Below are 26,390 nucleotides of genomic sequence, written 5' to 3' on the forward strand. Positions count from 1 at the left end.
TTATAAGGCGAGATGTTGACAGCATCTCGTCTTTTTTAGTTTATGCAATTCAGTTAAGTACTATACTTTATATATATTGGATATGCATTCAATATATATCTAATCTACAGTAAACATACCATATTTTTATTTTTTGGTCAACGTTTGGTAATATAAGGGGCTAAATAAAGAAGTATATACATTAATTCATAATACAGGTGATAAGAAAAAATAACTGTGGTTTTATAGAGAAGGGGTAGCTTGATCTGCGTACAATGTACAACCAAAATCAGAATAAATTTTAATGTTGTATTTAATATAAAATAAAACATATTTATCACAAAAACAGCCCATTCCTTATTAGGAACTGGGTCTTTTTTGTAAGGCGAAATATTCTCGCTTTTAGAAATGGATATTTTCAAATGGTAACTATTCATGAAATAATGATATGTTATAATTTTCATAATATACACGAAAAGAAGGGATGGAATGAGCACACAAATTAAAGTAACACCGGAACAAATAGAACAAGCTGCTAAAACCGTAAAAAATACGAAATCATCATTAGAATATTTACATAAAGATTTATACTCTCAAACTGAATATATAGCTTCTCAGTGGAGCGGAGCAAGCAGTGATCGTTTCTATCAGATGTTTAATGAAGCAAAGCCAATGATGTTTAACATTTTGCAAGAATTAGATAAAATCGCAGTAGAATTAGATCGTGCAGCTGTTAAATTCAGAGAAGCGGATGAATTGTATGGCGGAAATTTAGTTGACTCTGACATTCAAGAAGGAGGCATGTGTGGTAAACTCCCTCCAAAATCAGAAGAGTCATTTTTGAATAAAAAGGATTTAAATGCTGCGTGGACTGGTATTTCTACTGGGTTTGTAGATGGTGCAGTGGATGCCTGGGAAGGACTAATATCCTTAGGTGATAAAGAAACCTGGTTAAATATGCGAGATGCGATTGTAAACTATGATGAAACTATTCCTGCTGCGTTGAATGCTCTATCTGATTCATTTGTAAACAATTTTTGGAATGGAGATATGGAAAGTAGAGAGCATTATGTAGCTTATGGTGTAGCAACGTTAGGATTCGGACTTCTGGGGGATAAGGGTCTTAGTAAAGCAGGACAAGTGGGGAAGGTAGCTGCAATTACAGGTATTAACAAAGGGAAATCACTTGTAATTAATTCTCCTGCTTATAGGAATGCATTGCATATATTAAATAACTATGAGTTCAAAGGTGGTAAATACCTTTCATATGCGGGAATTGGTAGCACACATCAATATTTACAGAAAGCGGCCACCTATACTTATGAAGGTAAAAATGGTCCAAAGACAATTAGGTTAAGAATGGGTGAATTAGCTGGCGATAAACATCCAGTTTCAGGTATACCATATGACTTAAAGGGATTCCCTATTTTCGATGCTTTTGCTGAAGTAAAATTAAAAGAAGTTGACTTTAAAAAATCAAGACCTACTCATGATAGAATATGTAATAAACTGTTATACGAACAGATATTAGAAGATCCCAAACTTGCTGCTAAATTTACTGCAGAGGAAGTTGAATTATTTAAAAATGGTCAGAAACCCAAAACATATACATGGCATCACCATCAGGACACAGGCAGAATGCAGCTTGTAGACGCGAAATTGCATAAGCAGACTGGTCACACGGGTGGGTATAACATCTGGGGTAAAGACGGAGAAAAATAGGGAGGTTTATTAATGCATAACATTGTATGGGTCGGTGTAAGTAAAGAAAAGGTTACAGATTATGAAATCGAACAAGTAGAAAAATATTTAAACATTAAACTACCTAATGATTTTATTGAATGTGTGAAAGAATACGATGGAGGTTACCCTCGGCCTAAAATATTTGATGTACCAGGACAAGATGAAAATGTATTCAATGATTTATTGACCTTCCATATGGAAGATGAGTATTCAATTATTAAAAATTACGAAGATGTAAAAGAAGAATTATTAGATAACATATATCCTTTCGCAAATGACCCTTTTGGGAATTTCTTATGCTTTGACTACCGTAACAATCCCACATCACCAACAATCGTATTTTGGGATCATGAAGAAGAGGACATGGAAAAAGCAATACATCCTGTTTGCTCAACATTTACAGAATTGCTTGCAAGTCTACGTGATTTCGAAGAAGAAAATTGAGGAAACTAAAAAACGGTCTAGAATTCTAGACCGTTTTTTTATGATTTACTAATTTTCCAACCATCATCCGTTTTCTCAAGCTCAATTACGATTACTTTTTTAGGATTACCTTTGTATACAGCATCAACAGTTACTGTAGCAATTTCATTTTTCTCTTCGACTTTTCGAATCTTATAGCTTTTAAGGTCTTCACTAATTGATTTCATTAATTCTGCATTTCCGCCAATAAAACCAACTATTTTTTTTGCTTCTGGAGTGAATAACTCACCAAAATCTTTAACATTTCCTTCTTTTGCATCCTCGAAATACGCTGTAGCAACTTCTTCAGGATCACGATTATTTCCACATGCTGCAAGTGTTGTAACTGATAAAGCCATTACCACTATTAACATGATCATACGCATAAATTTGTTCTTCATTTAAACCGCTCCTTACATATAACTTAATTTCAACTCGCAAAAAGAGCTAAATCACTTGTATAAGTATATAATAATTAAAATTATAAAACTATATATTTATAGATAATGTTTTAATAATATTCAAATCAAAAAAAGCGAATAAGGTGAGGGAAAATCTACCTATTATCATAGTATTGATTTCTATTATATACATCAGTATAATAACGTCAGTGCATGCTCTGATTAGTCAGCGTTATATTGGGTTAAAGAGACGACATTCATTTTTAAAATCATAAAATCCGATTCATTTATCTTTTCTTGAAGATTTACAGCGTATATATGAGCAGAATTGTTGTAGATTTGGAATAAAGTTTGATTATTTTAATGCCCCTTATTTCACTAAAGCCCCATTTAATTTAATAAGAAGAGTATCGCTTCTTCAACAATCGCGCCCGATAATAAAAGAACATGATAGTGACTACTGCCTTTTTCTCGTTAAACTAATGTTTCCCGTTAGCGTGGCATGAATGAAAATAGAAAATTACGCATATTCGTTCTCTTTTCTAAACATCCAATGCCCTGAGTCCAAATTCACAGGAAAGGTAGAAACAATATGCTCTCAAGACAAGAATTACATACCCTCCATGATAAAAGGTAGGGCATCTCAAATCTTATGTATTTTATTGGTGAAAAATGATATAATTTGTAAGAATATTCATTCAATTAGGGAGGTAGAAACATGGTTAGATGTACAGCTCCAGTAAGGGGACATAGCTCAGCGAGTGCCGCAGCCAATTGTCCAGCATGCAGAGGAGGGCGTTATGGCGGCTACAACTCGTATTCATCGTCATCTTACTCCTCGTCCCTGACAAGTGGGGGCAGCCGAAGCAGCGGAGGAAGTTCTGTACGCAGTTCAAAACCGAGCTGGTCAGGAAAAGGTTCACCCATATTGTACACGCTTGAACAAGTTCGGACGCTTACACCAGTCCGCAACAACGTCGAAATCCTGGCAAATCAGCCTGACCTTCGGGATGTCTTCCTCTGCCATGCGTGGGACGACCGGAAAGGGGCAGCCAAGGATCTGCACGATCTACTTGAGTCACATGGTGTCTCCGTCTGGTTCAGCGAGAAAGACGTTGGACTCGGTGTGCCGTTGCTTCGTGCCATCGACAAAGGCTTAGCGAACTCACGAGTTGGGATTGTGCTGGTGACTCCTGCGATGCTACGCCGCCTCCCTACAGAGGGTATTGCCGACAAAGAACTTTCGGCACTCCTCGCAGGTGAGCGGCTCGTTCCGATTGTGCACAATACAACATATGAAGCGCTCCGCGAAGTCAGTCCCTTACTCGGATCACGAAGCGGTCTGAACACTTCAGAAGAGTCAATGGCAGAAGTAGCGGCCAAGCTTGCAGAGCTAGTCGCCCTCTAATATCTATTGGTCTACCGAAATTTGCTTTTTAGATGAGGCTATATTGACTCGGTTACTTGGCGAACGCTTTGTACCAATATTTAAAACCTAATGCAATTGCATTGGGTTTTTTCTTTGTCGGAAATAGAATGAAATTTTCACCAACTGACAGCTACGAACTAAACTCCCCTGTTAGTTGCATAAGAAAGTTTGAATAACAGAATTTCTGATCAAAATTTATTTTAATAACACCAAAAAGTATAAAAGGAAAGAGTAGTTAAGATAAGTGCAAAACTGGTCGTAATTTACATTGATATTTGATTAAAAATATTACAAATGAATAATTCATTATTTTTTTGTGCACTCTAATCGATATTATACAATGAGTTTGGAGTCGATTTTATGTTTAAACGGAAACTGTTAATGGTATTTTGTGGTTTTTTAATACTGGTTTTATTTAAATCTCCAATAGAAGGAAAGGCAGAAAATATACTCAATAAAGATTTTTATGATTCTTATAATACTTTATTAGCTCCTTACGCAAGTAAAACTATCCGAAGTAAACTTGGACCAGATCATCAGTATAGTTTAACGGATGCAAAAATTATAAAGATTGAGCGACCCCAAAAATATACTTTTACCTTTATTGTAGTAGCTAAATATAAAACATATACCAACGCTCACAATCCACCTAATCATGTTGTAACAATTACTTATAATGTTAGTCCAAGCGGGGTAACAGTTATTAATTTTCAACAAGAAAATTAATAACTAGAGTAGCTGATTGGTTGTTTACCGAAATTGACTGCATTATTATAATTACTAGTATTAGATACTCCAAAATAAATATCAAACCAATTGTATGTTATATCCCTTGTGCAATATACATCTCCCATATCTTCCACTACAAATGTGTTCTTTGCAGTACCATTAGGCATAGCTAGTATTGATAATAGTCCCTTTTGGAAATCTAGTCCCAGAGCAAACATTGCCACATGTATATGGATGCACTGCAGCGGTAACATATTGACGTGGTGTTGTACCATGATAAGTTTTCTTACCTGAAGCAGCCACATATGCTGTTACAACCTCATTTTTATAATTAGCAAGTAGCTCCTTCCCTTCTATAGTTACAGTTTCATTACTTTCATTTAGATTAGTTTCTGCCAAGGAGCTAACCGGCAAGGCAAAGAGTGTTACAAGTGAAAAAAAGTAATAATAGATTTTCTCAATTTGATATCCCCCTTAAAAAAACTAATATAACAACGTAATTTGTCACCTCCTTTAATTAATTAACCTGCGTCCTGCCTAGATAGTTACCTGTCACTCCATCTAAAAATATCTCTTCTTCTTTTTGATTTTTACTGCCTATAATTGATAAAAATATATTATTCTCCTCTTTAAAAAGTCTAAAATGATATCCTTTAGCAACCATATTTTGTCCAGGTAGTAATGCAAAATCTTGTATTGCTTTCTCTACTGCTGTGTTACTGTCAATTTTAATTTCTTCATTTTTAATAGTTGGTTCATTTAATTCTTCTATTACAGATGCCTTTTTTAATTTACTTTTCTCTATTGAGACTATTAATCGTTTTTTTCATTTAATAAACCAAGAATCATGTTCCAATTTTCTTTTTTTCCATTTTGACCACTATTTTCTCCATCCTCAATACTTCCGATATATATTAATTCACATGCATCATCTATTTTCCTCGCTTCCTTTAGTCCTAATTGATAAGCTTGAAACATCGTAATCCCATCTTGTTTTCCATAATTATTTTTTGTTACTTTTGTAGAGAAAGGAATATCAGTATGTGTATTATTGAAATGTGAAAGAACAAAAATAGAGGAACTAATAACAATAAATAGTAATAATAAAAACATGATTTTTTTCAAAGAATCACTTCCGTTTTTATAAAGTTATTTCTATCAAAATTCTCCACAGTCCTTCTAATTATTCCAAAAAAACTCAGATATTTTTATATTAGTTTCCTAACAGATGCCTCACCTTAATATAGAAAGAACAACTGATTTCATGTCCACTTCACCTATTACATAATCTAACTAAATTAAACATACTTATGTACTTGTCCTGTTACTAAAATGGAGGGATTAATGTATAGCATTGATAGCCGATGCAGCACAAGTGTTGAAAAAATTCCTAATTATACGATACAATAAAAAGGTACACGTAATTACTAAAAAATAAGTATATTTAATTTACGGAAGGGGAATTAGCATGGGAGGAATCTTTAAACTAGGAAGATTGTTTTCTTTATCAGAAGATATGTTACGACATAAAATTGATTACCAGGTTGTAAATGGAATACGCTATAAAAACAATTTAGAAATATGTGCAATTTTCAAGTATGATTATAAAGATATAAATAATAAGATAAAGTATGATGAAATTACAAATAAAATATATACATTGGGCTTATTTAAAAGAGGAACTAGAGAATTTTTGGAATTACCATTAGAATACGAAATTAAAGGGGAATATAAGTCATTTACATTACCATTAGTAGGACCAAACGCTAGTTTATACAAAGACCTTTGCAAATTCTTAGAAATTGATTATGCAAAAAACGGTCCTTTTAAACCACTAGATTTTTTCAAGGCTCTACATAACGCTATTCCAACAAAAGCTAGTATTAAATTTAAAGATAGATTGGCTTGTTCATATTCATATTCATATCCTACCAGTAAAGATAATGAGCAAGAAAAAATTTATTTTCGCAGTTTCCTTAATAATGATCTAAATGGAAATAAACGGAGTTTAGAAAATAAAGCGAAGACAGAAAAACTTTTACCAGATGCTCATAAGGTTATTGGTACAAGGAATATTTCCGTATGTTTCACGCATACACCAAAAGATGAGCAAAAAGAAAAAGAAGAGATTGCGTCTAAATTTAATGAACTCCAAACTCAAATTTAGTTTAAAAGAACCAGGCATAAATTGCCCGGTTCTTTATATATTTTTTGAAGAATATATTTTATATGTAATTCTCAAATATGGACCAACTGAACATGAAAAAATAACCAACTTTAAAATTTGAGGAACGTTCCTTCAAATGTATATTATATTAAGAACGCAAAAGAGCCACAATCCCCAATGGCTGAGATTATGGCTCTTTCAAGATACAAGAAGAAGACACAAGAGAAAAGTACAGTGACAAGTTATTTATACATAGAAGAGACTTGTCATTGTTATGTTCTCTTTAAAAGTATAGCACAAATGAATTTTAATTAGGAATAGCAACCCAAAAACTAGTTGCGAGATTTATAGTGAATAAATTACAAAAAACCAATTCTTGTATGGTAGAATTGGTTTTTTGTAATAACATAGCCTAAAGGAGATTCGACTCTTTTTCTTAGTATAACCCAAAATAAAAGAAAATTCAAAATAAATAAATTGCAAAATAAATAAATTACAAGAAGTGATTTACTATAAGATATCCATGAAATTATAAATAATATAGGAGTAAAGTATATGAAAATAGATACGAATTCTCTCGACTATGTGAAAATTTATCGATTTGATAACAAAGTTTTTTTTTGCAAACCTTATAATTCTGATACATACGATCATGTATTTGAATTTATAGATACTGAAGTAACCGACCTAACTTTATTTAATCAAGATATACTAGAAAAAAACGTCCATACACCTAAATATAATGACAATATGTGGTCAGGCTGTTTTTGTTTTTTAAGTGAATACGAAAAAAATATTACTGACGACGATGGCCCTTTAAAAATGAGGAAAGGTCATAAACTTAATATAGCGTTATTACCTAAAAACACAAAAATTTGGGTTAGAAACTGCAGTCATTTAGGAGAAACAGAGCCTTTTTTTAATAGCTTTTCCTATTTAGTTGAACATGAAGGGCACCTTAGGTGGAGATACAGCAGTCAAAGTTACAATTGTTATTGTTGGGTACGGATGAGTGTTGAATTAGCATTAGAACGAATTAAATTGTGGAAAACAAACAACATAGGCCGTGAACTACCTGAATGGTTGACAGAATTTTATCTAATAGAAGATCAATTGGGACTTATCTATCCACTTTCATTATGGGATAGATTCATTTTACATATAAAAAATTTCAAAATATTCATTGCAAGAAAATAGCATTTGTATGTCGGTCTAAAATTAATAATGCACTATTATTAACTTTAGAAGGCCCTGACTAGGGGAGCAGGACCTTCTAATAGGGAATGTTATATAGTTGATCAACAATGTTAGTTATAAATTTACATGTATATTACCATAATTAGGGTTAGAATTCCATAAATGGGGGTTGATAAATAAAAAACAATTTTTTATTTACATATTTATCGATATTCTGTAAAGTGTATTTAAAATCTATTCATTCTAACAGAAATAACCATATTTTACGAAAATTAATTATATGTAGAATAACATTTGAATAGGAATACATATAGTAAATGTACTTTTTTCATAATAGGCGATGGAGTTCGCCGTAATCGCTATATATAGCTAATGACTCCTACTGATAAACGAGGCTTTTTCATGTTTATCAGTAGGAGTCATTTTTTTGTATATCACACATAATTACATAAATAAGGAGTGAATATTTTAATGGAATTTAAAAAGAAAAAAACAACGTTCGGTAGATTTTTATATAAACATAAGATAGAGGAAGAATGGCTTATAAAAAAAACAGGAATCGGCAAGAAGATACTGGACGATTTAATAAGTAACCCGCACAAATGTCCCTCAAGAAATAATAAACGCAAGATCTTAAAGGTGTTACATAAATTCAATCCTCTAATTAAATTTAATGATTTTTGGAATTGATAAAAAGGGAAACTATATCGGAATGTACTTTATTTATTCTAAATAAGCTTATGCTTGCTAAAGCTTATTCCTGCAACTCCTTGTTACTTAATCGTTTATAAGTTTTATATGCCGCTCCCGCAGCTATGAAAAAACCAATCACAAAAAATGTTGAACCTCCTAGTGTAAACAAATTACCTATATAATTCTCGTGAGCTTCTTTTACTTTAGGATTCACCAGAAATCTACTCCTTTCTCCATTTTTCTTGACAAAAAAACAGACTCCTACCAGTAAATTTTTACTGGTAGGAGTCATTAGCTAAGTAGCGGTTATGGCGAACTCCATCGCCTATTCAATTAGGGATTCTTCATACATATAGCTAACTTACTATGTGCTAATTTGCACCCTATCATATATTTTGAAACCTTACAGCAGCATTCTCCCCTGGTATATACATATTCTGTATGTAAGTCCCATGTGCCCATTTTTTCATTTTGATAATTATTAAACACTTTAATATGTCAAATTAGACTTGTAAAATACAATCCTTAACATATTAGGTGGATAAAAAATTTGTATAAGCCTTTATCTTTTGTTATACTCTATCCATGTAAGACAATCCATATTTTTATAATAGGCGATGGAGTTCGCCATAATCGCTATTATATAGCTAATGACTCCTACCCATAGACAGGAATATTTCTGTCTATGGGTAGGAGTCATTTTTTTGTACATAAAAACATATACAAAATTGGACTTCACTTTATATGTAGGAGGAATTTCTATGAAACCAACGATTGAAACATTTATAGCTCGTGAAATATTTGATTCCAGAGGCAACCCCACTGTAGAAGTCGATTGTATCTTATCGAATGGAGTAATCGGCAGGGCAACTGTACCTTCAGGAGCTTCTACTGGAGAAAAAGAAGCAGTTGAACTAAGAGATCGAGACATAAAACGGCTAAATGGAAATGGGGTGTTAAATGCGTTAAAAAATGTTCAACATGTCATAGCCCCTAAACTCCGGGGAATGACTCCTACTCGTCAAAGAGAAATTGACGAATTGATGATTGAATTAGATGGTACAACAAATAAAAGTAAGTTAGGTGCTAATGCGATGTTAGGAGTTTCTATGGCGGTTTCTCGTGCCGCTGCTGCTTCTGAACAAGTTCCGCTATACCGTTATATTGGAGGGATGGATATTGGTGTACCATTACCATTCTTTAATGTGATTAATGGCGGAAGGCATGCGGATTCTGGTATTGATATTCAGGAGTTTATGATTACGCCCATAGGAGCGCCGACATTTAGATTAGGAATGGAATCTATTGTAAACGTTTATCATAAACTAAAAGAGCTTTTATCTAAAGAGGGCTATGTAACCTCTGTAGGAGATGAAGGTGGATTTGCTCCAAGACTATCTTCTAGTGAAGAAGCAATTGAATTTTTAATACGGGCTATGAACGACGCGGGGTATCAATCTGGAAAAGATATTGCAATTGCTTTAGATCCGGCCGCTAGTGAATTTTATAGAGAAGGGAAATATCACTTTGAGGGTAAGACTTTATCTAGTGTTGAGATGGTTTCTTATTATGAACAGCTCGTACAAAAATATCCTATCATTTCAATTGAAGATGGCCTGTCAGAAAACGATTGGGACTCCTGGAATGAACTCACAACAAAATTAGGATATACAATTCAAATCGTGGGGGACGATATTTTTGTAACAAATTCATCAATATTCAAACAAGGAATTGAAAAGAATATTGGTAATGCTATTCTCATTAAATTGAATCAAATTGGTACTGTTACGGAAACGATACAAACCATTCAAATAGCGAGAAAAGCTGGGTATCAAACTATGATTTCACATCGATCAGGCGAAACAGAAGATACATTTATTTCAGATTTCGCAGTGGGGATGATGGTAGGTCAAATTAAAACAGGAGCTGTTGCACGTACAGAACGTGTTTCTAAATATAATCAATTTTTACGTATTGAGGAAGAATTGGGATTAAACCATTTTCAACACCCTTTTCAAAATAAATAAAGAGAAATTTCTTTCAATGAAAGCCATGTACTTTGATTGAAGGAGAAGATGAAGCATGATAAAAAAACAAGTGTGTATTTTCGCTCTGGCGATATTGAGTATCTTTATAGCATGCACAGTAAGTATTGCAAAGAGTTCCTATGATTGGCATACAGGTGTAGACATCCCATTTACATACATTCCTAATATTTCAGTAGAAAATCAAGGAATTGGTATCAAAGGTTCTCAATCGCTTTATTCTGAAAAACATACAATTAAGTATGAACTAGTAAAAAAGAAGTTTTTATCCGATGAAGTATTTGATTCAGTTGAAGTAAAGGGGAGCCATAATCCGAATGAAAGCTTTTTTATAAAATTACGAGCACCTAAAGGAGAGGGCTATCACATACGAATATCAGGTTCTGGACATGGAAATATTGGTATCATACCTTATGAAGTCAAAAACTGAATTATAAATAAAACCAGCTGATTTTATCAGCTGGTTTTATTTATAGGTTTATAATTTTCCTACATACATTCCTACAAAAGCAAAAAATAGACCTATAGTATAAGTGGCTCCCAAATAGAGAACGAAATGAAACCACTTTTTATTTGTACCAAGCTGAATAGCTTCCAGCTTGAATGTAGAAAAAGTTGTATAGGCCCCCATAAATCCTGTCCCCACCAACAGTTGCCAACTTTTATCCAAACCTGTTCCTACTATATATCCTAATAAAAAAGCCCCTGTTATATTAATGATAAATGTAGCCATTGGAAAGGAGGTTTTATTTCTTTTCTTAAACCAATTGCTGATACCAAAACGAGTAATTGCTCCACAAAACCCACCAATGGCAACCAATAAAGCATGATACTCTGTCATGACTCTGTTCCTCCTTTGGCTTGTAAAACGTTTTGTTTCATCTCATACCTCATAAATTGAATTTCTCCTAGTTTATAGCCCATTCCAGACATAAGTAAACCACCTAACATACTGATGCATACATACAGCAGCGCTTGAATCCACTCCGAATGATTGACTAACTTTATCGTTTCTACGCTAAATGTAGAAAAAGTTGTGAATGCCCCTAAAAATCCTGTTCCAATGCCAGTAACAATCTCTTTTCTTAGAATTTTCAAACGGGAAATATAGGTTGTAAGCCATCCCAATAAACAACATCCAATCAAGTTAATTAATAATGTGGCTAAAGGGAATGATTGATGCCAATACCTATCAATTATTAAACCAAATTGATAGCGAGAGAGCGCACCTAATATTCCAAAAATCCCAACGATAATATATGCCATTTTTTCACCTCTTTTTATATTTTGTCCAAAAAAATAGACTCCTACCAATAGACAAGAGTGATCTTGTTCATTGGTAGGAGTCATTAGCTAATTAAATAGCGGTTATGGCGAACTCCATCGCCTTAGTCATACAATCGTAATTATACTAAATATTTTTCACATCGCCAATATAATTATTTAGTATTACACACAAAAAACAATTCCTCTATAAAGGAATCGTTTTCGTGTGTAATAATTGCATATTAACTTTTGCAAGGAGTTGTGTCTCTTTACATATAATGTTAACCCACAAAGAATAAAAACTCGAAATATTCAAACTGTATTGATTTGCATCTAAAAACACTTCTCTAATCATAAAGAAGTGTTTTTAAATTAATGTTGATTATTAGATCGGTTTAATTTATGAGCTGTAGATTGAGCATTTGCTTTTTTCACCGCGTTAACATCTGTTTCTGATGCGAATTCTGTACCCAAATCAGTAAATACATGAAAGGGGCTGTTCTTTTTAGACCACCTGGTGGTTATGTAAATGAAACTGTATTAACTCTGGCCAAGAAAAGTAAGTATTAAATTGTACTTTGGTCTTTGACACAAGATCCACGTGATTGGTCTAGTCCTGGAACACATGTAATTGTTAAATTAGCAACGTTAGTACCAATTTAAATGGAATGGAAAAGAAAAACACCTATTTTCATTAATAGGTGTTTTCTTACAAAAGTATCTTATAAATTAAAAGAAAGGTATTTCATTATTTTAATTTTATTCTTCTAAACTTCATAATCATGATCACAGTCTCTACAGTGTTTACGTTTGCAACAGAAATTATTACAATCAGGAGAATTTACAGAGACTACGTTAATTTTATTGATGGCAATACGTGCTAATCCAGGGAAACAATCAAAATCTGAAAGGATTATTACATTGTTACCTTGGAACCCTTGGAATGTTGCACTTGTAGGCGGCTGACAATCGTACTGAATAACAAGACAAGTTCCAGGAGTTAATGCTCTTAAAAATTGTAACAATTCTGGGTTACCGTTGTTGTTATTATTTTGATTTTCTTCTCTTCTAGGCTGATCTCTATGACTATTACATCTGTTAAAGTCACAACCTCCACCAAAACCAAACCCCATAATATGACCCCCTTTCGTTCGTTAATATATCCTATGCTCGTCTGAAAGGGATTGTGAGGGGATATAAGTCTAGTTTTATATGAATTTTTTATGTAGATCAAAAATTGGTCTAATATATTATATTTTTATTAATTCTAATGTGATTCCTCCTTGTCTCATAACTTTTGACCAGGGAAGGGAATAGATGAATGAATCGTAGAATGAAAAATACAGCATAAATAGTATTAAGAAAGAGAGGGATGTTTTTTAGGTTCTCTATTAATTAATTTTTGTAATGTATGAAACAGCTTGTATATTTTAAACATTAGTTCTGTTTTTTTATGTAAAAGGGGCCAAGAAATAGCTTGTAGTTTTATTTCTTGGCATGGGTGTTTGGAACATTTGGATGCTGTTCCTTACAGTATTATATGTTTGTACGAAGAAAAGGTTTGTTATTATTGTTTATTTTAATAAAGAAAAACACCTATTTTTAATCAATAAATAAATTTATAAATTTGTATTTTCTATTTTTTATGTTTATGGGAATGTGATCAAATTTCTCTTTTTATGGTAAATAAAAAAGAGCACACTTATTAGTGTGCTTTTAAATAGAAAGGTAGATTCCTATGAGCGGGGAATCTCCATACAATACTATATGCTTGTATAATTTAAAGGTGAATTTTTTGAAGTTAAAAAAATAAATGAATATTAATTAAGGTATGTTGTATGTAATTCAAGATTTCTCTGTCAGTCAAATGTATGAAGAAATAAAAAAGAAACAGACTGCTAAAATACAATTTGAAACAATATTTATAAAGAAGGATTGATAACATATCAAAAAATATATTTAGAGGTTACATGAAAGTAAATTATAGGTGTAGCTATTATCTTATGAATAGTTTGTAAATAAGCTTGTACAATTTGAAAAAATTATTTTAATTTTATATAAAAAGTGCCAAGAGATAGTTCGTAGTTTTATCTCTTGGCACGGGTGTTTGGAACGCTTGGATGCTGTCCCTTACATTATTGTATGTTTTAATTAATAATTGGTTTGTTATTATTGTTTATTTTAATAAAAAATACAAATGAAAAACACCTATTTTTATTAATAGGTGTTTTTCTTGCAAAAGTAAGCTTATAAATTAAAAGAATTTGTTTTCTGATTTTTTAATTTTTAGAATTCATATTCATCATCACAAAGACTGTGGTGATGATCGCAATCTCTACATTTTTTGCGTTTACAGCAGAAACGGCTGCAATCAGGAGAATTTACAGAAACTACGTTAATTTTATTGATGGCAATACGTGCTAATCCAGGGAAACAATCAAAATCTGAAAGGATTATTACATTGTTACCTTGGAACCCTTGGAATGTTGCACTTGTAGGCGGCTGACAATCGTACTGAATAACAAGACAAGTTCCAGGAGTTAATGTTCTTAAAAATTGTAATAATTCTGGGCTACCGTTATTGTTGTTATTTCGATTTTCTTCTCTTCTAGGCTGATCTCTATGACTATTACATCTGTTAAAGTCGCAGCCTCCACCAAAACCAAACCCCATAATATGACCCCCTTTCGTTCGTTAGTACATCTTATGCTCGTCTAGAAAGGATGGTGTGAGTATATGAGTCTAGTTTAGCGTGGATTTTTTATTCAAATTAAATAATATAAAATATAGGTTCTGACGAATGTGAAAACTCCCTTATTAAAATTAATAAGATTTTGAAAATGTTGATAAATAATTATTTTTGTTTTTAGGTATTAAAATGTATATTTAATGAAACAATGTTGTTTGTAAAAAATAAGGAGCCTATGAGGACTCCTTATTTTTTATTTACATCCAAAACCTTTATGTACATAACTTGGAATGTATATTTTATTATATAAAATGAGGATATAAAGGGGGGCAAACTAAAAATAATCTCCTATACAAAAATTTACTGTATAAGTTATAATTTGCCCCCTTCGGCTAAAACTACAAACTGACTAACATCAGTGGGATTCTTACTAATAAAGGCAAAGTCTATTTCTAGTATCATTGATGTGTAAAAATGCGGTGTACCATCATCACTCTGTATCCAGTGCATATAGCAGATATGGCACATGTTCTATTACCAAACAAGTCAGATTATGAGTTCTCAAATGTGTTTTAGCATCTTGTGCTTGACGGCTCAATACATTTTACGAAGTAGAAGAATTTGTTACACCAACCTTATATTCTGTTTTCAGAGAAAAAGGTTGTTTTAGGAAGTTTACTTGTCTATTATGAAAATTAAATCATTTCAAATGTTCGACATACAGAACATACCTTCTGTGTTTTAGTTGTATATCGCATTTGACCTCACTCCCGCCTTAAAGGGAGTGAGTGGGCTTTCCCATTCGGAAAATCTGTAAATCAAATATCCAATGCCTATGAGCATTAAAAATATAGTTTTGATTAAAAGTGGAAAGTAAGAAGAAAATCTATACTCAATAATTTAAGCAGCATATAAATATTAAGTAACTTTTTATTTACAGTGATATAAGACAAGCTTAGAGAAGGGGGACTATGTATAGAAGAACTTCGTGAATTAAATGATAAGATACAACAATTAAAATTAGATCAAAAAGAGATACAACATGATATAAGAGTTTTAGAATCAAGGGTATTGGTAAATGAAAAGGAGATTTTAACTATCAATAAACAACTAGAAAAAATAAGTGCTAATACTACGTGGGTGTTGCGTTTAATCATAGGTGGATTGTTAACTGTATTACTTAGTATATTAATGAAAAGCTTTTTATAAAATTAGATTAGTATTTAAATTTTGGTTCTGTCTGAAGGTAATAACCGTTTCTTACATGATCTGTCCAATTATTAAAGAATTGTTTCCATGAGACACTGTTAAAAATTGAATCTATGGATTGAGTTTCAGAATTCCAATTTAAAATTAAGAATGGAGCATTTCCTAATTGCCAAATACCTCTGTTATTATCAGTTCCTATCTCTCGTATCAATAATAAGGGAAGTCCATATTGATAACCCCTGGAAGGTTCGATTTGTGAAAAAGTAGTTCCTTCCCAAAATAGTTCTACAGGTTGAAATGCTCCTACGTTTGTTTTAACTCCTTGGACGAAAAATCTTTGGAAGTTTATTGCTATTAAACCATAGCTGGATAATATCATTTGTCGTATACTTATCAATGGGGATTCCGGGTATTGATCACTTCGTGGTATAGTACGAGGGAATAAAAGAGCTTGTTCAATTTCTAAGATGATCCGATCCAAAAATTGTTGTTGTAATTGATTTAAAGTATTTACTGTGCTTAAAAATACAGGTATTCAAAAAGTCTGATCAATAGCTTCTTGTAATTATATAGAATTAAATACTCCTTCGTTAGTATTTACATAAGATTTACCATTGGTAGTTTCCATTAGCATAACTCCTTTGTAACATTAAATGATTTTACCAATAATATATGCAAGTTTAGAACAAGCGATTGGATAAATATTCTATTCATTGTATATAAATATCGAGATTATATAAAAAATGGATCTAAAGGAGAAGTAAGAAATATATGTAGCTAGATTTATTTTGCTCTTAATATTGAGAGGAAGAATTATAGAAATTTTAAATTTAGAAAATTATAATATGAAAGTAAAACAGAGTGATATATTGAACTGCACCCCAATTGTTAGACACAATCTAACAATTGGAGGTGCAGTTTTTCTATGGCTAAATTTACAGCTGATGAAAAAATACAAATCGTTCTACGTTATTTGAACGGAAATGAAAGTTATCGAGAAGTGGGTAGATCGCTCGGTATAAGTGACACAATCATTTTGAATTGGGTAAACCAATATAAACAGAATGGTCTGGAAGCTTTTCTAAAACGATGTACAAATTACACACAACAATTTAAACTAGACGTACTAAACTTTATGATTGAAAACGGTATGTCCTTATTTGAGACGGCAGCTATCTTTAATATTCCTGCCCCTTCAACGATTTCTGTTTGGAAAAAACAGCTCGAAACACAAGGAATTGATGCCCTTCAATCTAAGAAAAAGGGGCGTCCATCCATGAAAAAAGATTCAAATAAACAAGTAAAACAACCTTTAGCTGAAGGATCTGTCGAAGCACTTGAAGCACGCATTAAACAGCTTGAGATGGAAAATGAGTACTTAAAAAAGTTAAATGCCTTAGTTCAAAACAAGGAAAAATCACAAAACAAGACAAAGCGCAAGTAGTCTATGAATTAAGGCATAAATATTCGGTGAAGGCACTCGTGGAGCTAGCTACTATTCCTCGAAGCACGTATTATGATTTAGTAAAGAAAATGAATCGTCCAGATGTAGATGCCGATTTAAAAGCTGAGATTAAAGCGATTTATGAGGAAAATGAAGGTCGTTATGGTTACCGTCGCATTCGTGATGAATTAACGAATCGTGGCCAGAAAGTGAACCACAAGAAGGTACAGCGCATTATGAAAGTGCTTGGGTTAAAGTGTGTTGTGCGTATGAAGAAATATAAATCCTATAAAGGAAAAGTCGGCAAAATTGCACCTAATATTTTAGAGCGTAATTTTCATACAGATGCACCGAATCAAAAGTGGGTAACAGACATCACAGAGTTTAAATTATTTGGAGAAAAACTGTATGTATCACCTGTATTAGATTTGTATAATGGTGAAATTATTACCTATACAATTGGTTCTAGACCGACGTATTCGCTTGTTTCAGACATGTTAGAGAAAGCATTGGAACGTTTACCTGAAACCCACCAGCTACTGATGTATTCGGATCAAGGATGGCATTATCAAATGAGACAGTACGTCCGGACACTTGAATCAAGAGCTATCGTCCAGAGTATGTCTCGAAAAGGCAACTGTTACGACAACGCAGTAATAGAAAATTTCTTTGGGATTATGAAGTCGGAGTTCCTCTACATAAAAGAATTTGAAAATGTAGAGCACTTTAAAATAGAATTAGAAAAATATATAGATTATTATAATACGAAACGGATTAAGGCAAAATTAAAAATGAGCCCGGTACAATACCGGACTCACTTTTATCAAGCTGCCTAATGAAATAACCGTGTCTAACTTTTAGGGGTCACTTCATATATCACTCTGTTTTACTTTCATGCCGCGGGTAAATTATAGGTGTAGCTATTGGTGGAGTTTAAGGATTAATAAATCCTTAATATTATCTTATGAATAGTGCGTAAATAAGCTTGTACATTTTGGAAAAAATTCATTTTATTTTTATGTAAAAGGGGCCAAGAAATAGTTTGTAGTTTTATTTCTTGGCATGGGTGTTTGGAACGCTTGGATGCTGTCCCTTACATTATTGTATGTTTTAATTAATAATTGGTTTGTTATTATTGTTTATTTTAATAAAAAATACAAATGAAAAACACCTATTTTTATTAATAGGTGTTTTTCTTGCAAAAGTAAGCTTATAAATTAAAAGAATTTGTTTTCTGATTTATTAACTTTTAGATTTCATATTCATCACAAGAACTGTGATGATGATCGCATTTTTTACGTTTACAGCAGAAACGGCTGCAATCAGGAGAATTTACAGAAACTACGTTAATTTTATTGATGGCAATACGTGCTAATCCAGGGAAACAATCAAAATCTGAAAGGATTATTACATTGTTACCTTGGAACCCTTGGAATGTTGCACTTGTAGGCGGCTGACAATCGTACTGAATAACAAGACAAGTTCCAGGAGTTAATGTTCTTAAAAATTGTAATAATTCTGGGCTACCGTTATTGTTGTTATTTCGATTTTCTTCTCTTCTAGGCTGTTCTCTATGACTATTACATCTGTTAAAGTCGCAGCCTCCACCAAAACCAAACCCCATAATATGGACCCCCTTTCGTTCGTTAGTACATCTTATGCTCGTCTAGAAAGGATGGTGTGAGTATATGAGTCTAGTTTAGCGTGGATTTTTTTATTAAAATTCACCGGAAATGGTATTATTTTTGATAATAAGACGAATTTTACGCTCTATACCACTTATACTTAATAAAGGTTTTAAATTAGAGGAAGGCACCTTAGGGTGTCTTTTTTATTCTGAGGTTCTATCTCTAATAATAAAAGAATCTATTTCTAGGGTTATTTGATATCATTAATTTTTATATAACATAAGGGTTTATTTATAAGAGGTCACCATATCAAAAAAAGAAAATTGTACGTTATGTCACAATTTAGACACATTTAAGGCGTTTTCTGTACGCTAAGACTATTTTTCAGTTAAATAAGGACTATTTGGCACTGGAAATTCGATGTTTTCTAAAATGTCAACTGGAATATTACTTTCACTAATGGGAAAAGTTCTCGTAGTTTGTAAAGGTATACCTTTAAGGACGAAACTTTAATCCTTATGAAATCAAGGCTTGTCATGTTTATAAACATGTAACGAAATATTTATAAACGTTTATAAAGTATCAACGACCTTTATAAATCTCTTAGCGTACAATTTTCTTAAAATGATATGGTGACCCCTATTAGAAAAATTAAATCCTGGTTTATCTCAAACTGGTAAAATAATATTCGATGTACCAAAAGACGTTCAAGGATTAGTGTTAAAAGCTCGTGGTGGCATGACAGGGAAAGAAATCACTTTGAAGCTGGAATAGTAATTGAGCACTCGAAAGAGTGCTTTTATTTTGTTGAATTTACTGAAAAATATGATAAAATTACATATGAAAGATTAAAGATATATTTGTGGTTTTAAAAGTGATGTTATTAAAATTAAAGTGGTTCAAGTCGAAGGAAGGCACCTTAGGGTGTCTTTTCTTTATTTTTTTGTTAACCAGGCTCACTATCCAATTTATTCACATAATGTTATAAATGGCTGTTTTTAGAGCCTTATATAAAAAAACGCTCGCTATCTATACGTTATTTTGCCCACACTTAAATAGTGGGCTTTTTGTGTTTTATTTGCCTATTTTTATATTAAATTAGCCTAAAATCAGTAGTACAAAACTACATTTCGATATTTTTTGATTAATATGCTCTTGACGTATAGTAAAAAAAGGGAGTGTTTACATGTCTAATAATTTAGAAATATAAAATATTCAAGAACAATACAGTCAAGAAAATGATGTAATTTCAACTAATGATGCTAGAGGGTGCTGTAATATAAATCCCACATTTTATCCTCAGTATGGAAATAATGCAAATTCACCATATAAAGAGAATAATGCTCCAGTAAGCAACCTTAATGGATGCCAAATAACCCTTCCCAAAAACCTATCTACACAAACTACAAATGACCCTATACAGTTTTGCTGCGATTTGAAACTACCTAAAAATTCAACAATTAACCCATCTACTTTAAAGTTCGTATATGACACTTCTTGCCTACATGTTGTCGCTAGTACACAAACTATCTGTTGTAACTCTGACTGCGGACCGGTTGATATAACATTAAACTCAATAAAAATTGTTGGGTGTATTCCCTATTACCTATCAGCAGAAATCACACCACATAAAGACAATTCTTTATGTGGTGGTAAAGTAGACTTAAAAGATAATACATGTGATGCATGCATAGAAATTGAAGATAAAATAGTAGCGGTATGCTGCCAAGGGAATCTTTGTGTAGATCATACAATAGGATGCAGCACACAACCTTTTGAATCCAAAGACATCCCTAATCTTAAAAAATGCGGTATCATTACATTAAGTAGCATGGGAGCTACTAAAAAAACTGTTATGGCAAACAATATAAACAACGGAAAAACATGTGAACCTCAAAGAGATTGTGATATTTATACAATTATAGGGACTCTACAAATTAAAAATGAATTTTCTAAAAAAAATTGTCCACCAAACTCAAATTAACCAACTAAAAAATAGATTTAAAACAAATAATTTAAGTCGGGGCCAAATTACTTTAGATGTCTTTTCTTTTGTCCATTATATCCATTACGTACGCATTGATTTTTTATGTGCATTTGATATAATTACTGTATTAGTATTAAAGTAATACAGTATGTATATAATAAAAGAAGAGATGCGCTAACATCTCTTCAAGTAACTGCTACCGCGAAGATGGTTAGTTAGTTAGATTAATTTTTCTTTTTAAAAATCCACCCAATCAACTTCCCACGGTCGAGGGTGGATTTTTCATTGTCTTCATTCAAAAATTGTTTCTTAAACAAATGTGCCGATATTTCACGCACAATTGCTTTTGCAATTTCCTTCAAAAGTTCTACAATGAATTCCATGGCTATCACCTCCTCCCATTCAAAAATGGAAAGAAGCTAATAACCAACCACCCTCACAATATACAGTTAACTATATTCTACCATACTAGTACAAACTCACCAATATAAATTAAGATGCTTATTTCCTTAGATGAATCTTCTCAAATTCTTCAACATCATGAAAACCTAAATCAAACGAATACAACATTTCTAATGTTTCTGGAGCTCCTATATATTTCAAAATACTCTCAATATCTTTGTATGATTGAAAATATAATGTTTTCGCTTTTGATATTTTCTTGTCAGTCTGTAACTTCTTCTTTTTTATCCCTAGTTCCTCAAACAAAAACTCATTTAAATGTTCCAAGATATCTGTAGATCCATGAATACGTAAACGAGGTCTAACATAAATCTTGTTGTTTTTTCGTTTCTCTTTCATTGTTCCAAGATCATGCCTCATTAAAATATAAGTCTTCACAAATATTTCTTTATTAAATTCGCCGTTAGGGAAAGGTCTGGATTTTTCTTTAATCGGATTCCAACCAAGTTCCTTAATTTTCAATACAAAATCATGATCACTTCTAAAAATACAGTACCATTCTGTATACCCTTTTTCCTTACGATATCTTGATCTCGTTTGCACACCAAAGAAACTAGCAAATCTCATAACAATATCTTTAGATTTATGTGTAAAGTAAAAATAGCCTAATTGGGGTCACCATATCAAAAAAAGAAGAGGGATATCTTCCCTCTTTACCAATAAAATCAAACATATTTACAATTAAGGAAGGGCATACATTCATCAAGTGATGAATGGAACAATAATAGTTCACCTAGTGAATTATAGCATAAAATAACTTCTGTTAATAGGTAATATTACCATTAATAGCAATATTGTTACAACTTTGTTAAATATCTCAATATTAAAAGACTTTATTTATATGTAAATAGAATGTGGGGAGTGTAGGGATAAAATAAAAGGGGGATTTATATTATGTTTACCAAAAAACAAAGATTAGTAACGAGTGTAACAGCTTTAACTTTAGGATGTGGATTTACTTTCGGATTATCACCAGTTTTTGCAGATTCTAATCAGAATTATGTAAGTAGCAAACCTGTTCATTCTATTCAAAAACAAGAACAAGAGCTTTTTACTGGATATGTTATCTCGCTAGACAACAATTATTTGGTAGTTGCTGCCACTTCTACAAAAGATGAAGCACTCGCTTACCAAAATGATTGGTGGGAGTTAGTTTCTCACAATAAGATCTTAAGAGTTCCTATTTCCAATGCCGAACAATACAAATTAGGTGAAAAATTAAATGTATATGCAGTTGGTTGGACTGCATCATTACCACCAATTGCTGTTATGCCTACAATTGAAAAATTAGCTGATTAGATAATTATAGAAAACAAAGGCGTATTTACCTTGAATCTTTTATTGATCCAAGGTTTGTATTACATTGAAAGTTGGTCGATGTATATTGAGTGCGGAATATTCTGTGTTTAAACCAGAAATTTACTATAGTTTACAATTATGTGAAGAAAGAACCGATTTAGTTTTTCTTTAAAACTCACAGCTAATAAAAATTTAAAGAGCGTTTTGTTGTAGCTGTTAACAAGAAGAAAGCCAATATTTAATCTAATTGGCTTCTTTTAAATCTATACTCTTTTTCATTTATTATTTTATCATATCATTAACATTTGTACAGAATTGAAAACAGAAAATTCTGTACAAATAACACAGAGGAATTCAAATACTGGTAGAATTCATTAAACGAAATGAGGTGAGATCAGCATGAGAGAAATTGCGAAAAAAGTACAAATGGTACGTTTACAGGAGGAGCGTTGTGAGCTTCAAGTAGAAGTAGAACAGTATAGTGCCGAACGGTGTAAAATAGAAAGACAGTATATCAAATCAGAAAAAAATATAGCTAAAAAACAAACTCAACAGTTTCAAACGACAGAAACAACATGGGATATAAAATGTAAAAAGGCAGTGCAATTATTTAATCAAGGAGAAGAATATCCAACTATTGCAAAAAAACTGAGGTGCAATGTGAGTAGTTTGTATAGAGAGCTCAAGAAACGTGACGTATTGCAAATGCCAAAGCAAGTAGCAGCATCTAAATCATTAAAATCATCCGCAATATCAACACAAACCAAAAAATCGAATTTCGAACGATATAAAGAATTTTATATGTACAAATAGGAGAATCCATAGCTAGAATTCTATATCTGATTTTTTAGTATTAACAAGGTCAGATTATAAAGGGAACAATGAAAGCTTTTTTGTTATAGAAGATGAGGATTTTTGGAACATATATAAAACACTTCCTGAACATATTTTAACGGTTTAATGTTGGATTAGCCATATGATACACAGTGTTTTAATTAAGATTGTTCAGGTTGAAGCAAGACTGTCTTTTCTTTTTATAAACTCATTTCTCACACTTGTCTCTATTGTTTTTCATAGGATAATTTAGAGGAGGATTATACATGATTACAGCTGCTAAATTAGTAAATTGGAGAGAACATAGAGATATGATCATTCTAGAGTGTGAATTAAATGGGGAACACTTTGACATATCGACATATAAAGAACGTTTATACAATGTTCATCTTTTAAAAATGGAAGTATATGTTCGTTTAGATGTACACGGTAAATTAATTGGAATAAGTATTTAAACTAATAAATAAGAAAATAATTCATAATATCTAATCAATAATATGAATAGAACGGATTTACCGAAATAATTCTTCTTGCTCAACCGTATGAAGGTTGCAGTAAGAAAATAGAGTGTGAAAACTAAGCCATTCGGTCCCTGCGTACAAGATTACCCTTGCCAAAAGAGCTTCTCAGTGTTCCACTGCAAACTTTTTTAAAGCTCTCTAGTAAAAACTAACGGGATATTAGTAATAAGTTGATGATATCAATAACTTTTTGATCCCCTATTCTACAATAAATCCGTGTACCTTTACGTTCACTAGTGATAACCTTACCCTTAGTAAGTTTTTGCACGTGTTGTAAAATTTCATTTTCTGAAATATGTATTGCAGCACTTAAATGAGAAATTGTCAAAGTGCCACTTATAATCAATTCACCCACAATTAATAAACGAATGGAACTACTCAATAATTCTAAGATTTCAACACTCCTTTCGTAATAATTATAGTTCATATTGAAATTACTAGACATAACACGTAACCTCTTAAGACTCTTATAAATATGGGTTAAAACACCTTAACGTAAATACAAGTGGTACATTCCTAAAAATCCCTACAAAAATACAATAAATTAAAAATATAAGAACAAACTTAATGTATATTTACTTTTTATCAATATCACTTATGTATAAATATGTTAAAATGATATATAAAAGATTAAAGATATATTTGTGATGTTTAAAAGCGATATTATTAAAAGTATGGTGGTTCAAGTCGGAGAAAGGCACCCTAGAGTGCCTTTTCTTTATATAAGAAGCATGGAGAGAAATAATTCATAATATATATTTGCTAGTGTGGATTTGACATAAAGTTACGATACATATAAAAAAGATGAGCTGTTTAAAATAAAATCGAGATATTTCTAAAAAAGTTATGATTTTATCCCTTTAGATTTGTTCCTCCAAAGGGATATTTTTTATTCTAGGGCGTTTATTATTTTTAAAAGAACCATCTCAATTAATTCTTAAAAACATAAGGAAAAGAGAATACCTTAAATCAAATGATGCAAGTATCACAGGTATCTTTGCTTGAAAAGGAAGTGTGTCTTATGATTAAGCAAGGTATAATACCGTCTTAGAGATACTTACGGACAAAAAATTAAATTGGAAAGTAGGATTCCAATCCTTTATCTATCCAAGATGGGTATCTACAATCAAAATGCCCGTGCACTATATGATAGAGAGTCGATACAATTTAGGAAACATTGCAAAACTATGAGTCAAAAGGAACGCCAATAACAGTGCGATATTAAAAAGGTTCTTGACGTTTTCCATCACAGCAGGGCAAAAGCATTTTCAGAGAAGTTATTTTGTAAGCATAAAAATTGGAGTGCTTAACCAGAGCACTTCATATCTCTAATAAGAATACCTTTAAAAGTATATTAGACCTTTGGGTAAATATGTTTTAAAAATAATATCCGTATTCAAATAGTAAAGATAGCCTGGGAAAGCGATCTTTGACCAAAACGCATAGTAAAAAGTGAGTATCTGGTAGCAATATATCGTATGTATATTTGTAGTGCGTGTGCAATTCCAATATGAATTTTTATTATATATGCGAAAAAAGCATACACAATTTTTGTGCATGCATAATAAAAAGCTATGTCTTGTCTATGTAAATATATGCTTATTTTCTATAAAATGTGCATAGTATTTAACGATAAATATGTAGAGCGCCTTGAGAGGAAGACGCTCTACAGGTGAATCTACAGTAACGACTACTCACTTTAATATATGTAAATTATGACGAATTAGGAACAACTTACATACAATGGCTAGTTTCATGAAAAAGGGTAGTACCCGTAAAAAAATAAAGAGCCCCCCGAAGGGTGCCCTTTGGCTAATACTGAGGTGACTATAACTATTGTATGTATCTTAGCAGATAAAGTGAATAAAAGGAGCACTTCTTTTTAAGTACTCCTGAAAAACGAGATTACTCTTGCTGGTAAAGAGTACATTACATTATATGTAAGCTACTTGAGATACGAAACATGTTCTAAAAACTCATTTTAAAAAGGGCCTGTTGCGAGGGTAGGCCCTTTTAGGAAAAAATTAATAGTAAAGTTTACGTTGAGGTTACTTATATAATACTAAATGCAATTCATTAGTTCTATATGTTAGACGTTGAAAAAAATATAAGTACTAAAAGAGCACCATACACAAGTGCCCTTTTTAGGGAGGGTTATATGAGTGGAAAAGCTTTCACATACTTATTATATGTTTATACTTCTATT

Annotated in this window: 27 protein-coding genes, 3 pseudogenes and 4 riboswitches; of the genes and pseudogenes, 17 read left to right on the plus strand and 13 right to left on the minus strand. The window is 32.0% G+C overall.

The window, feature by feature from the left end:
• Positions 1 to 468: 468 nt before the first annotated feature.
• Positions 469 to 1,701 (plus strand): WXG100 family type VII secretion target, encoded by a 1,233-nt coding sequence (locus NST14_RS28125; RefSeq protein WP_341119441.1) that lies wholly within the window; start codon positions 469 to 471, stop codon positions 1,699 to 1,701.
• Between the two features lie 12 nt (positions 1,702 to 1,713).
• Entirely contained in the window at positions 1,714 to 2,166 is a 453-nt protein-coding gene (locus NST14_RS28130) for an SMI1/KNR4 family protein (RefSeq protein WP_000551584.1), read from the plus strand.
• A gap of 38 nt (positions 2,167 to 2,204) precedes the next feature.
• Here the strand turns inward: NST14_RS28130 and NST14_RS28135 are convergent, their stop codons facing one another.
• Entirely contained in the window at positions 2,205 to 2,585 is a 381-nt protein-coding gene (locus NST14_RS28135; RefSeq protein ID WP_000790787.1) for a DUF4878 domain-containing protein, read from the minus strand.
• 928 nt (positions 2,586 to 3,513) lie between these two features.
• Here NST14_RS28135 and NST14_RS28140 point away from each other — a divergent pair.
• Both NST14_RS28140 and NST14_RS28145 read left to right on the plus strand, forming a co-directional pair.
• Positions 3,514 to 3,993, plus strand: a complete 480-nt coding sequence (locus tag NST14_RS28140; protein WP_227599714.1) for a toll/interleukin-1 receptor domain-containing protein — start codon at positions 3,514 to 3,516, stop codon at positions 3,991 to 3,993.
• A 381-nt stretch (positions 3,994 to 4,374) separates the two neighbouring features.
• The gene (locus NST14_RS28145; protein WP_000476435.1) at positions 4,375 to 4,740 is read left to right on the plus strand and encodes a DUF3888 domain-containing protein; all 366 of its coding nucleotides are present in this window, start codon (positions 4,375 to 4,377) and stop codon (positions 4,738 to 4,740) included.
• Here NST14_RS28145 and NST14_RS28150 read toward each other — a convergent pair.
• On the minus strand, positions 4,737 to 5,048 hold the full coding sequence (locus NST14_RS28150) for a hypothetical protein (protein WP_000266556.1): 312 nt from the start codon (positions 5,046 to 5,048) through the stop codon (positions 4,737 to 4,739). The two genes, NST14_RS28145 and NST14_RS28150, sit on opposite strands and share 4 nt — an antisense overlap.
• Before the next feature lie 508 nt (positions 5,049 to 5,556).
• The gene (locus tag NST14_RS28155) at positions 5,557 to 5,868 is read right to left on the minus strand and encodes a hypothetical protein (RefSeq protein ID WP_016117881.1); all 312 of its coding nucleotides are present in this window, start codon (positions 5,866 to 5,868) and stop codon (positions 5,557 to 5,559) included.
• Positions 5,869 to 6,211: 343 nt separating this feature from the next.
• Between NST14_RS28155 and NST14_RS28160 the strand changes: the two genes are divergently transcribed.
• Together NST14_RS28160 and NST14_RS28165 are read left to right on the plus strand one after the other, a co-directional pair.
• Positions 6,212 to 6,910, plus strand: a complete 699-nt coding sequence (locus NST14_RS28160; protein WP_016117882.1) for a DUF6037 family protein — start codon at positions 6,212 to 6,214, stop codon at positions 6,908 to 6,910.
• A 555-nt stretch (positions 6,911 to 7,465) separates the two neighbouring features.
• On the plus strand, positions 7,466 to 8,107 hold the full coding sequence (locus NST14_RS28165) for a hypothetical protein (RefSeq protein ID WP_000687299.1): 642 nt from the start codon (positions 7,466 to 7,468) through the stop codon (positions 8,105 to 8,107).
• Positions 8,108 to 8,434: 327 nt separating this feature from the next.
• Positions 8,435 to 8,496: riboswitch (Fluoride riboswitch) on the plus strand.
• Between the two features lie 365 nt (positions 8,497 to 8,861).
• On the opposite strand, the gene NST14_RS28170 is transcribed toward NST14_RS28165, so the two are convergent.
• Positions 8,862 to 9,014: a hypothetical protein gene (locus tag NST14_RS28170; RefSeq protein ID WP_001068485.1), complete on the minus strand. Its 153-nt coding sequence runs from the start codon at positions 9,012 to 9,014 to the stop codon at positions 8,862 to 8,864.
• A 61-nt stretch (positions 9,015 to 9,075) separates the two neighbouring features.
• A riboswitch (Fluoride riboswitch) is annotated at positions 9,076 to 9,135 on the minus strand.
• A gap of 269 nt (positions 9,136 to 9,404) precedes the next feature.
• Positions 9,405 to 9,467: riboswitch (Fluoride riboswitch) on the plus strand.
• Between the two features lie 94 nt (positions 9,468 to 9,561).
• Here NST14_RS28170 and eno point away from each other — a divergent pair.
• Together eno and NST14_RS28180 are read left to right on the plus strand one after the other, a co-directional pair.
• Positions 9,562 to 10,827 (plus strand): phosphopyruvate hydratase, encoded by a 1,266-nt coding sequence (eno, locus tag NST14_RS28175; protein ID WP_000805121.1) that lies wholly within the window; start codon positions 9,562 to 9,564, stop codon positions 10,825 to 10,827.
• Between the two features lie 55 nt (positions 10,828 to 10,882).
• A complete protein-coding gene (locus NST14_RS28180; RefSeq protein WP_000592587.1) occupies positions 10,883 to 11,275 on the plus strand; it encodes a hypothetical protein in 393 nt (130 codons plus the stop codon).
• A gap of 48 nt (positions 11,276 to 11,323) precedes the next feature.
• Here the strand turns inward: NST14_RS28180 and crcB (NST14_RS28185) are convergent, their stop codons facing one another.
• From crcB (NST14_RS28185) to NST14_RS28195, 3 genes are all read right to left on the minus strand, one after another.
• Entirely contained in the window at positions 11,324 to 11,686 is a 363-nt protein-coding gene (crcB, locus tag NST14_RS28185) for a fluoride efflux transporter CrcB (RefSeq protein WP_000141444.1), read from the minus strand.
• Entirely contained in the window at positions 11,683 to 12,111 is a 429-nt protein-coding gene (gene crcB / locus NST14_RS28190) for a fluoride efflux transporter CrcB (protein WP_000323413.1), read from the minus strand. The genes crcB (NST14_RS28185) and crcB (NST14_RS28190) overlap by 4 nt, the downstream gene beginning before the upstream one ends.
• A gap of 67 nt (positions 12,112 to 12,178) precedes the next feature.
• A riboswitch (Fluoride riboswitch) is annotated at positions 12,179 to 12,242 on the minus strand.
• 241 nt (positions 12,243 to 12,483) lie between these two features.
• The gene (locus NST14_RS28195) at positions 12,484 to 12,585 is read right to left on the minus strand and encodes a gamma-type small acid-soluble spore protein (RefSeq protein WP_210737662.1); all 102 of its coding nucleotides are present in this window, start codon (positions 12,583 to 12,585) and stop codon (positions 12,484 to 12,486) included.
• A 21-nt stretch (positions 12,586 to 12,606) separates the two neighbouring features.
• Here NST14_RS28195 and NST14_RS28200 point away from each other — a divergent pair.
• Positions 12,607 to 12,747: pseudogene (locus NST14_RS28200) on the plus strand (chitooligosaccharide deacetylase); the annotation flags it as partial.
• A gap of 131 nt (positions 12,748 to 12,878) precedes the next feature.
• Here NST14_RS28200 and NST14_RS28205 read toward each other — a convergent pair.
• Positions 12,879 to 13,244 carry a hypothetical protein gene (locus tag NST14_RS28205; protein ID WP_000505645.1) on the minus strand — a complete coding sequence of 122 codons (366 nt, stop codon included), beginning with the start codon at positions 13,242 to 13,244 and terminating at the stop codon, positions 12,879 to 12,881.
• 1,153 nt (positions 13,245 to 14,397) lie between these two features.
• Positions 14,398 to 14,784, minus strand: coding sequence for a hypothetical protein (locus NST14_RS28210; protein ID WP_073519109.1), 387 nt, complete (start codon positions 14,782 to 14,784; stop codon positions 14,398 to 14,400).
• A gap of 991 nt (positions 14,785 to 15,775) precedes the next feature.
• Here NST14_RS28210 and NST14_RS28215 point away from each other — a divergent pair.
• Positions 15,776 to 16,009 (plus strand): hemolysin XhlA family protein, encoded by a 234-nt coding sequence (locus NST14_RS28215; protein WP_048519243.1) that lies wholly within the window; start codon positions 15,776 to 15,778, stop codon positions 16,007 to 16,009.
• 925 nt (positions 16,010 to 16,934) lie between these two features.
• Positions 16,935 to 18,289 (plus strand): IS3 family transposase gene (locus tag NST14_RS28220; protein WP_088083120.1). Its coding sequence is split into 2 segments (ribosomal slippage): positions 16,935 to 17,388 and positions 17,388 to 18,289, totalling 1,356 coding nucleotides; the frame shifts between segments, so codons are not numbered across the junction.
• Positions 18,290 to 18,702: 413 nt separating this feature from the next.
• Here the strand turns inward: NST14_RS28220 and NST14_RS28225 are convergent.
• A complete protein-coding gene (locus tag NST14_RS28225; RefSeq protein ID WP_048548621.1) occupies positions 18,703 to 19,077 on the minus strand; it encodes a hypothetical protein in 375 nt (124 codons plus the stop codon).
• Between the two features lie 646 nt (positions 19,078 to 19,723).
• Between NST14_RS28225 and NST14_RS28230 the strand changes: the two are divergent.
• Positions 19,724 to 19,855, plus strand: a pseudogene (locus tag NST14_RS28230) (DUF4352 domain-containing protein); the annotation flags it as partial.
• A 643-nt stretch (positions 19,856 to 20,498) separates the two neighbouring features.
• Positions 20,499 to 21,065, plus strand: a complete 567-nt coding sequence (locus NST14_RS28235) for a hypothetical protein (protein ID WP_161484854.1) — start codon at positions 20,499 to 20,501, stop codon at positions 21,063 to 21,065.
• A gap of 227 nt (positions 21,066 to 21,292) precedes the next feature.
• Here NST14_RS28235 and NST14_RS28240 read toward each other — a convergent pair whose 3' ends face one another.
• Together NST14_RS28240 and NST14_RS28245 are read right to left on the minus strand one after the other, a co-directional pair.
• Positions 21,293 to 21,451: a hypothetical protein gene (locus NST14_RS28240; RefSeq protein ID WP_000394434.1), complete on the minus strand. Its 159-nt coding sequence runs from the start codon at positions 21,449 to 21,451 to the stop codon at positions 21,293 to 21,295.
• Positions 21,452 to 21,569: 118 nt separating this feature from the next.
• Positions 21,570 to 22,097, minus strand: coding sequence for a hypothetical protein (locus tag NST14_RS28245; RefSeq protein WP_001209763.1), 528 nt, complete (start codon positions 22,095 to 22,097; stop codon positions 21,570 to 21,572).
• 327 nt (positions 22,098 to 22,424) lie between these two features.
• Here NST14_RS28245 and NST14_RS28250 point away from each other — a divergent pair, with 327 nt between their 5' ends.
• From NST14_RS28250 to NST14_RS28260, 3 genes are all read left to right on the plus strand, one after another.
• Complete coding sequence (locus NST14_RS28250) at positions 22,425 to 22,829, plus strand: DUF3221 domain-containing protein (RefSeq protein ID WP_000494395.1); 405 nt, start codon at positions 22,425 to 22,427, stop codon at positions 22,827 to 22,829.
• A 399-nt stretch (positions 22,830 to 23,228) separates the two neighbouring features.
• A complete protein-coding gene (locus tag NST14_RS28255) occupies positions 23,229 to 23,642 on the plus strand; it encodes a hypothetical protein (RefSeq protein ID WP_001206767.1) in 414 nt (137 codons plus the stop codon).
• 287 nt (positions 23,643 to 23,929) lie between these two features.
• Positions 23,930 to 24,118, plus strand: coding sequence for a hypothetical protein (locus NST14_RS28260; protein WP_000626885.1), 189 nt, complete (start codon positions 23,930 to 23,932; stop codon positions 24,116 to 24,118).
• A 214-nt stretch (positions 24,119 to 24,332) separates the two neighbouring features.
• Here the strand turns inward: NST14_RS28260 and NST14_RS28265 are convergent, their stop codons facing one another.
• Positions 24,333 to 24,629, minus strand: a complete 297-nt coding sequence (locus tag NST14_RS28265) for an ArsR/SmtB family transcription factor (protein ID WP_000097540.1) — start codon at positions 24,627 to 24,629, stop codon at positions 24,333 to 24,335.
• A gap of 530 nt (positions 24,630 to 25,159) precedes the next feature.
• Between NST14_RS28265 and NST14_RS28270 the strand changes: the two are divergent.
• A pseudogene (locus NST14_RS28270) lies at positions 25,160 to 25,300 on the plus strand (leukocidin family pore-forming toxin); the annotation flags it as partial.
• Positions 25,301 to 26,390 lie beyond the last annotated feature (1,090 nt).

The organism is Bacillus sp. FSL W8-0519 (assembly GCF_038005585.1).
Lineage (GTDB): Bacteria > Bacillota > Bacilli > Bacillales > Bacillaceae_G > Bacillus_A > Bacillus_A paranthracis.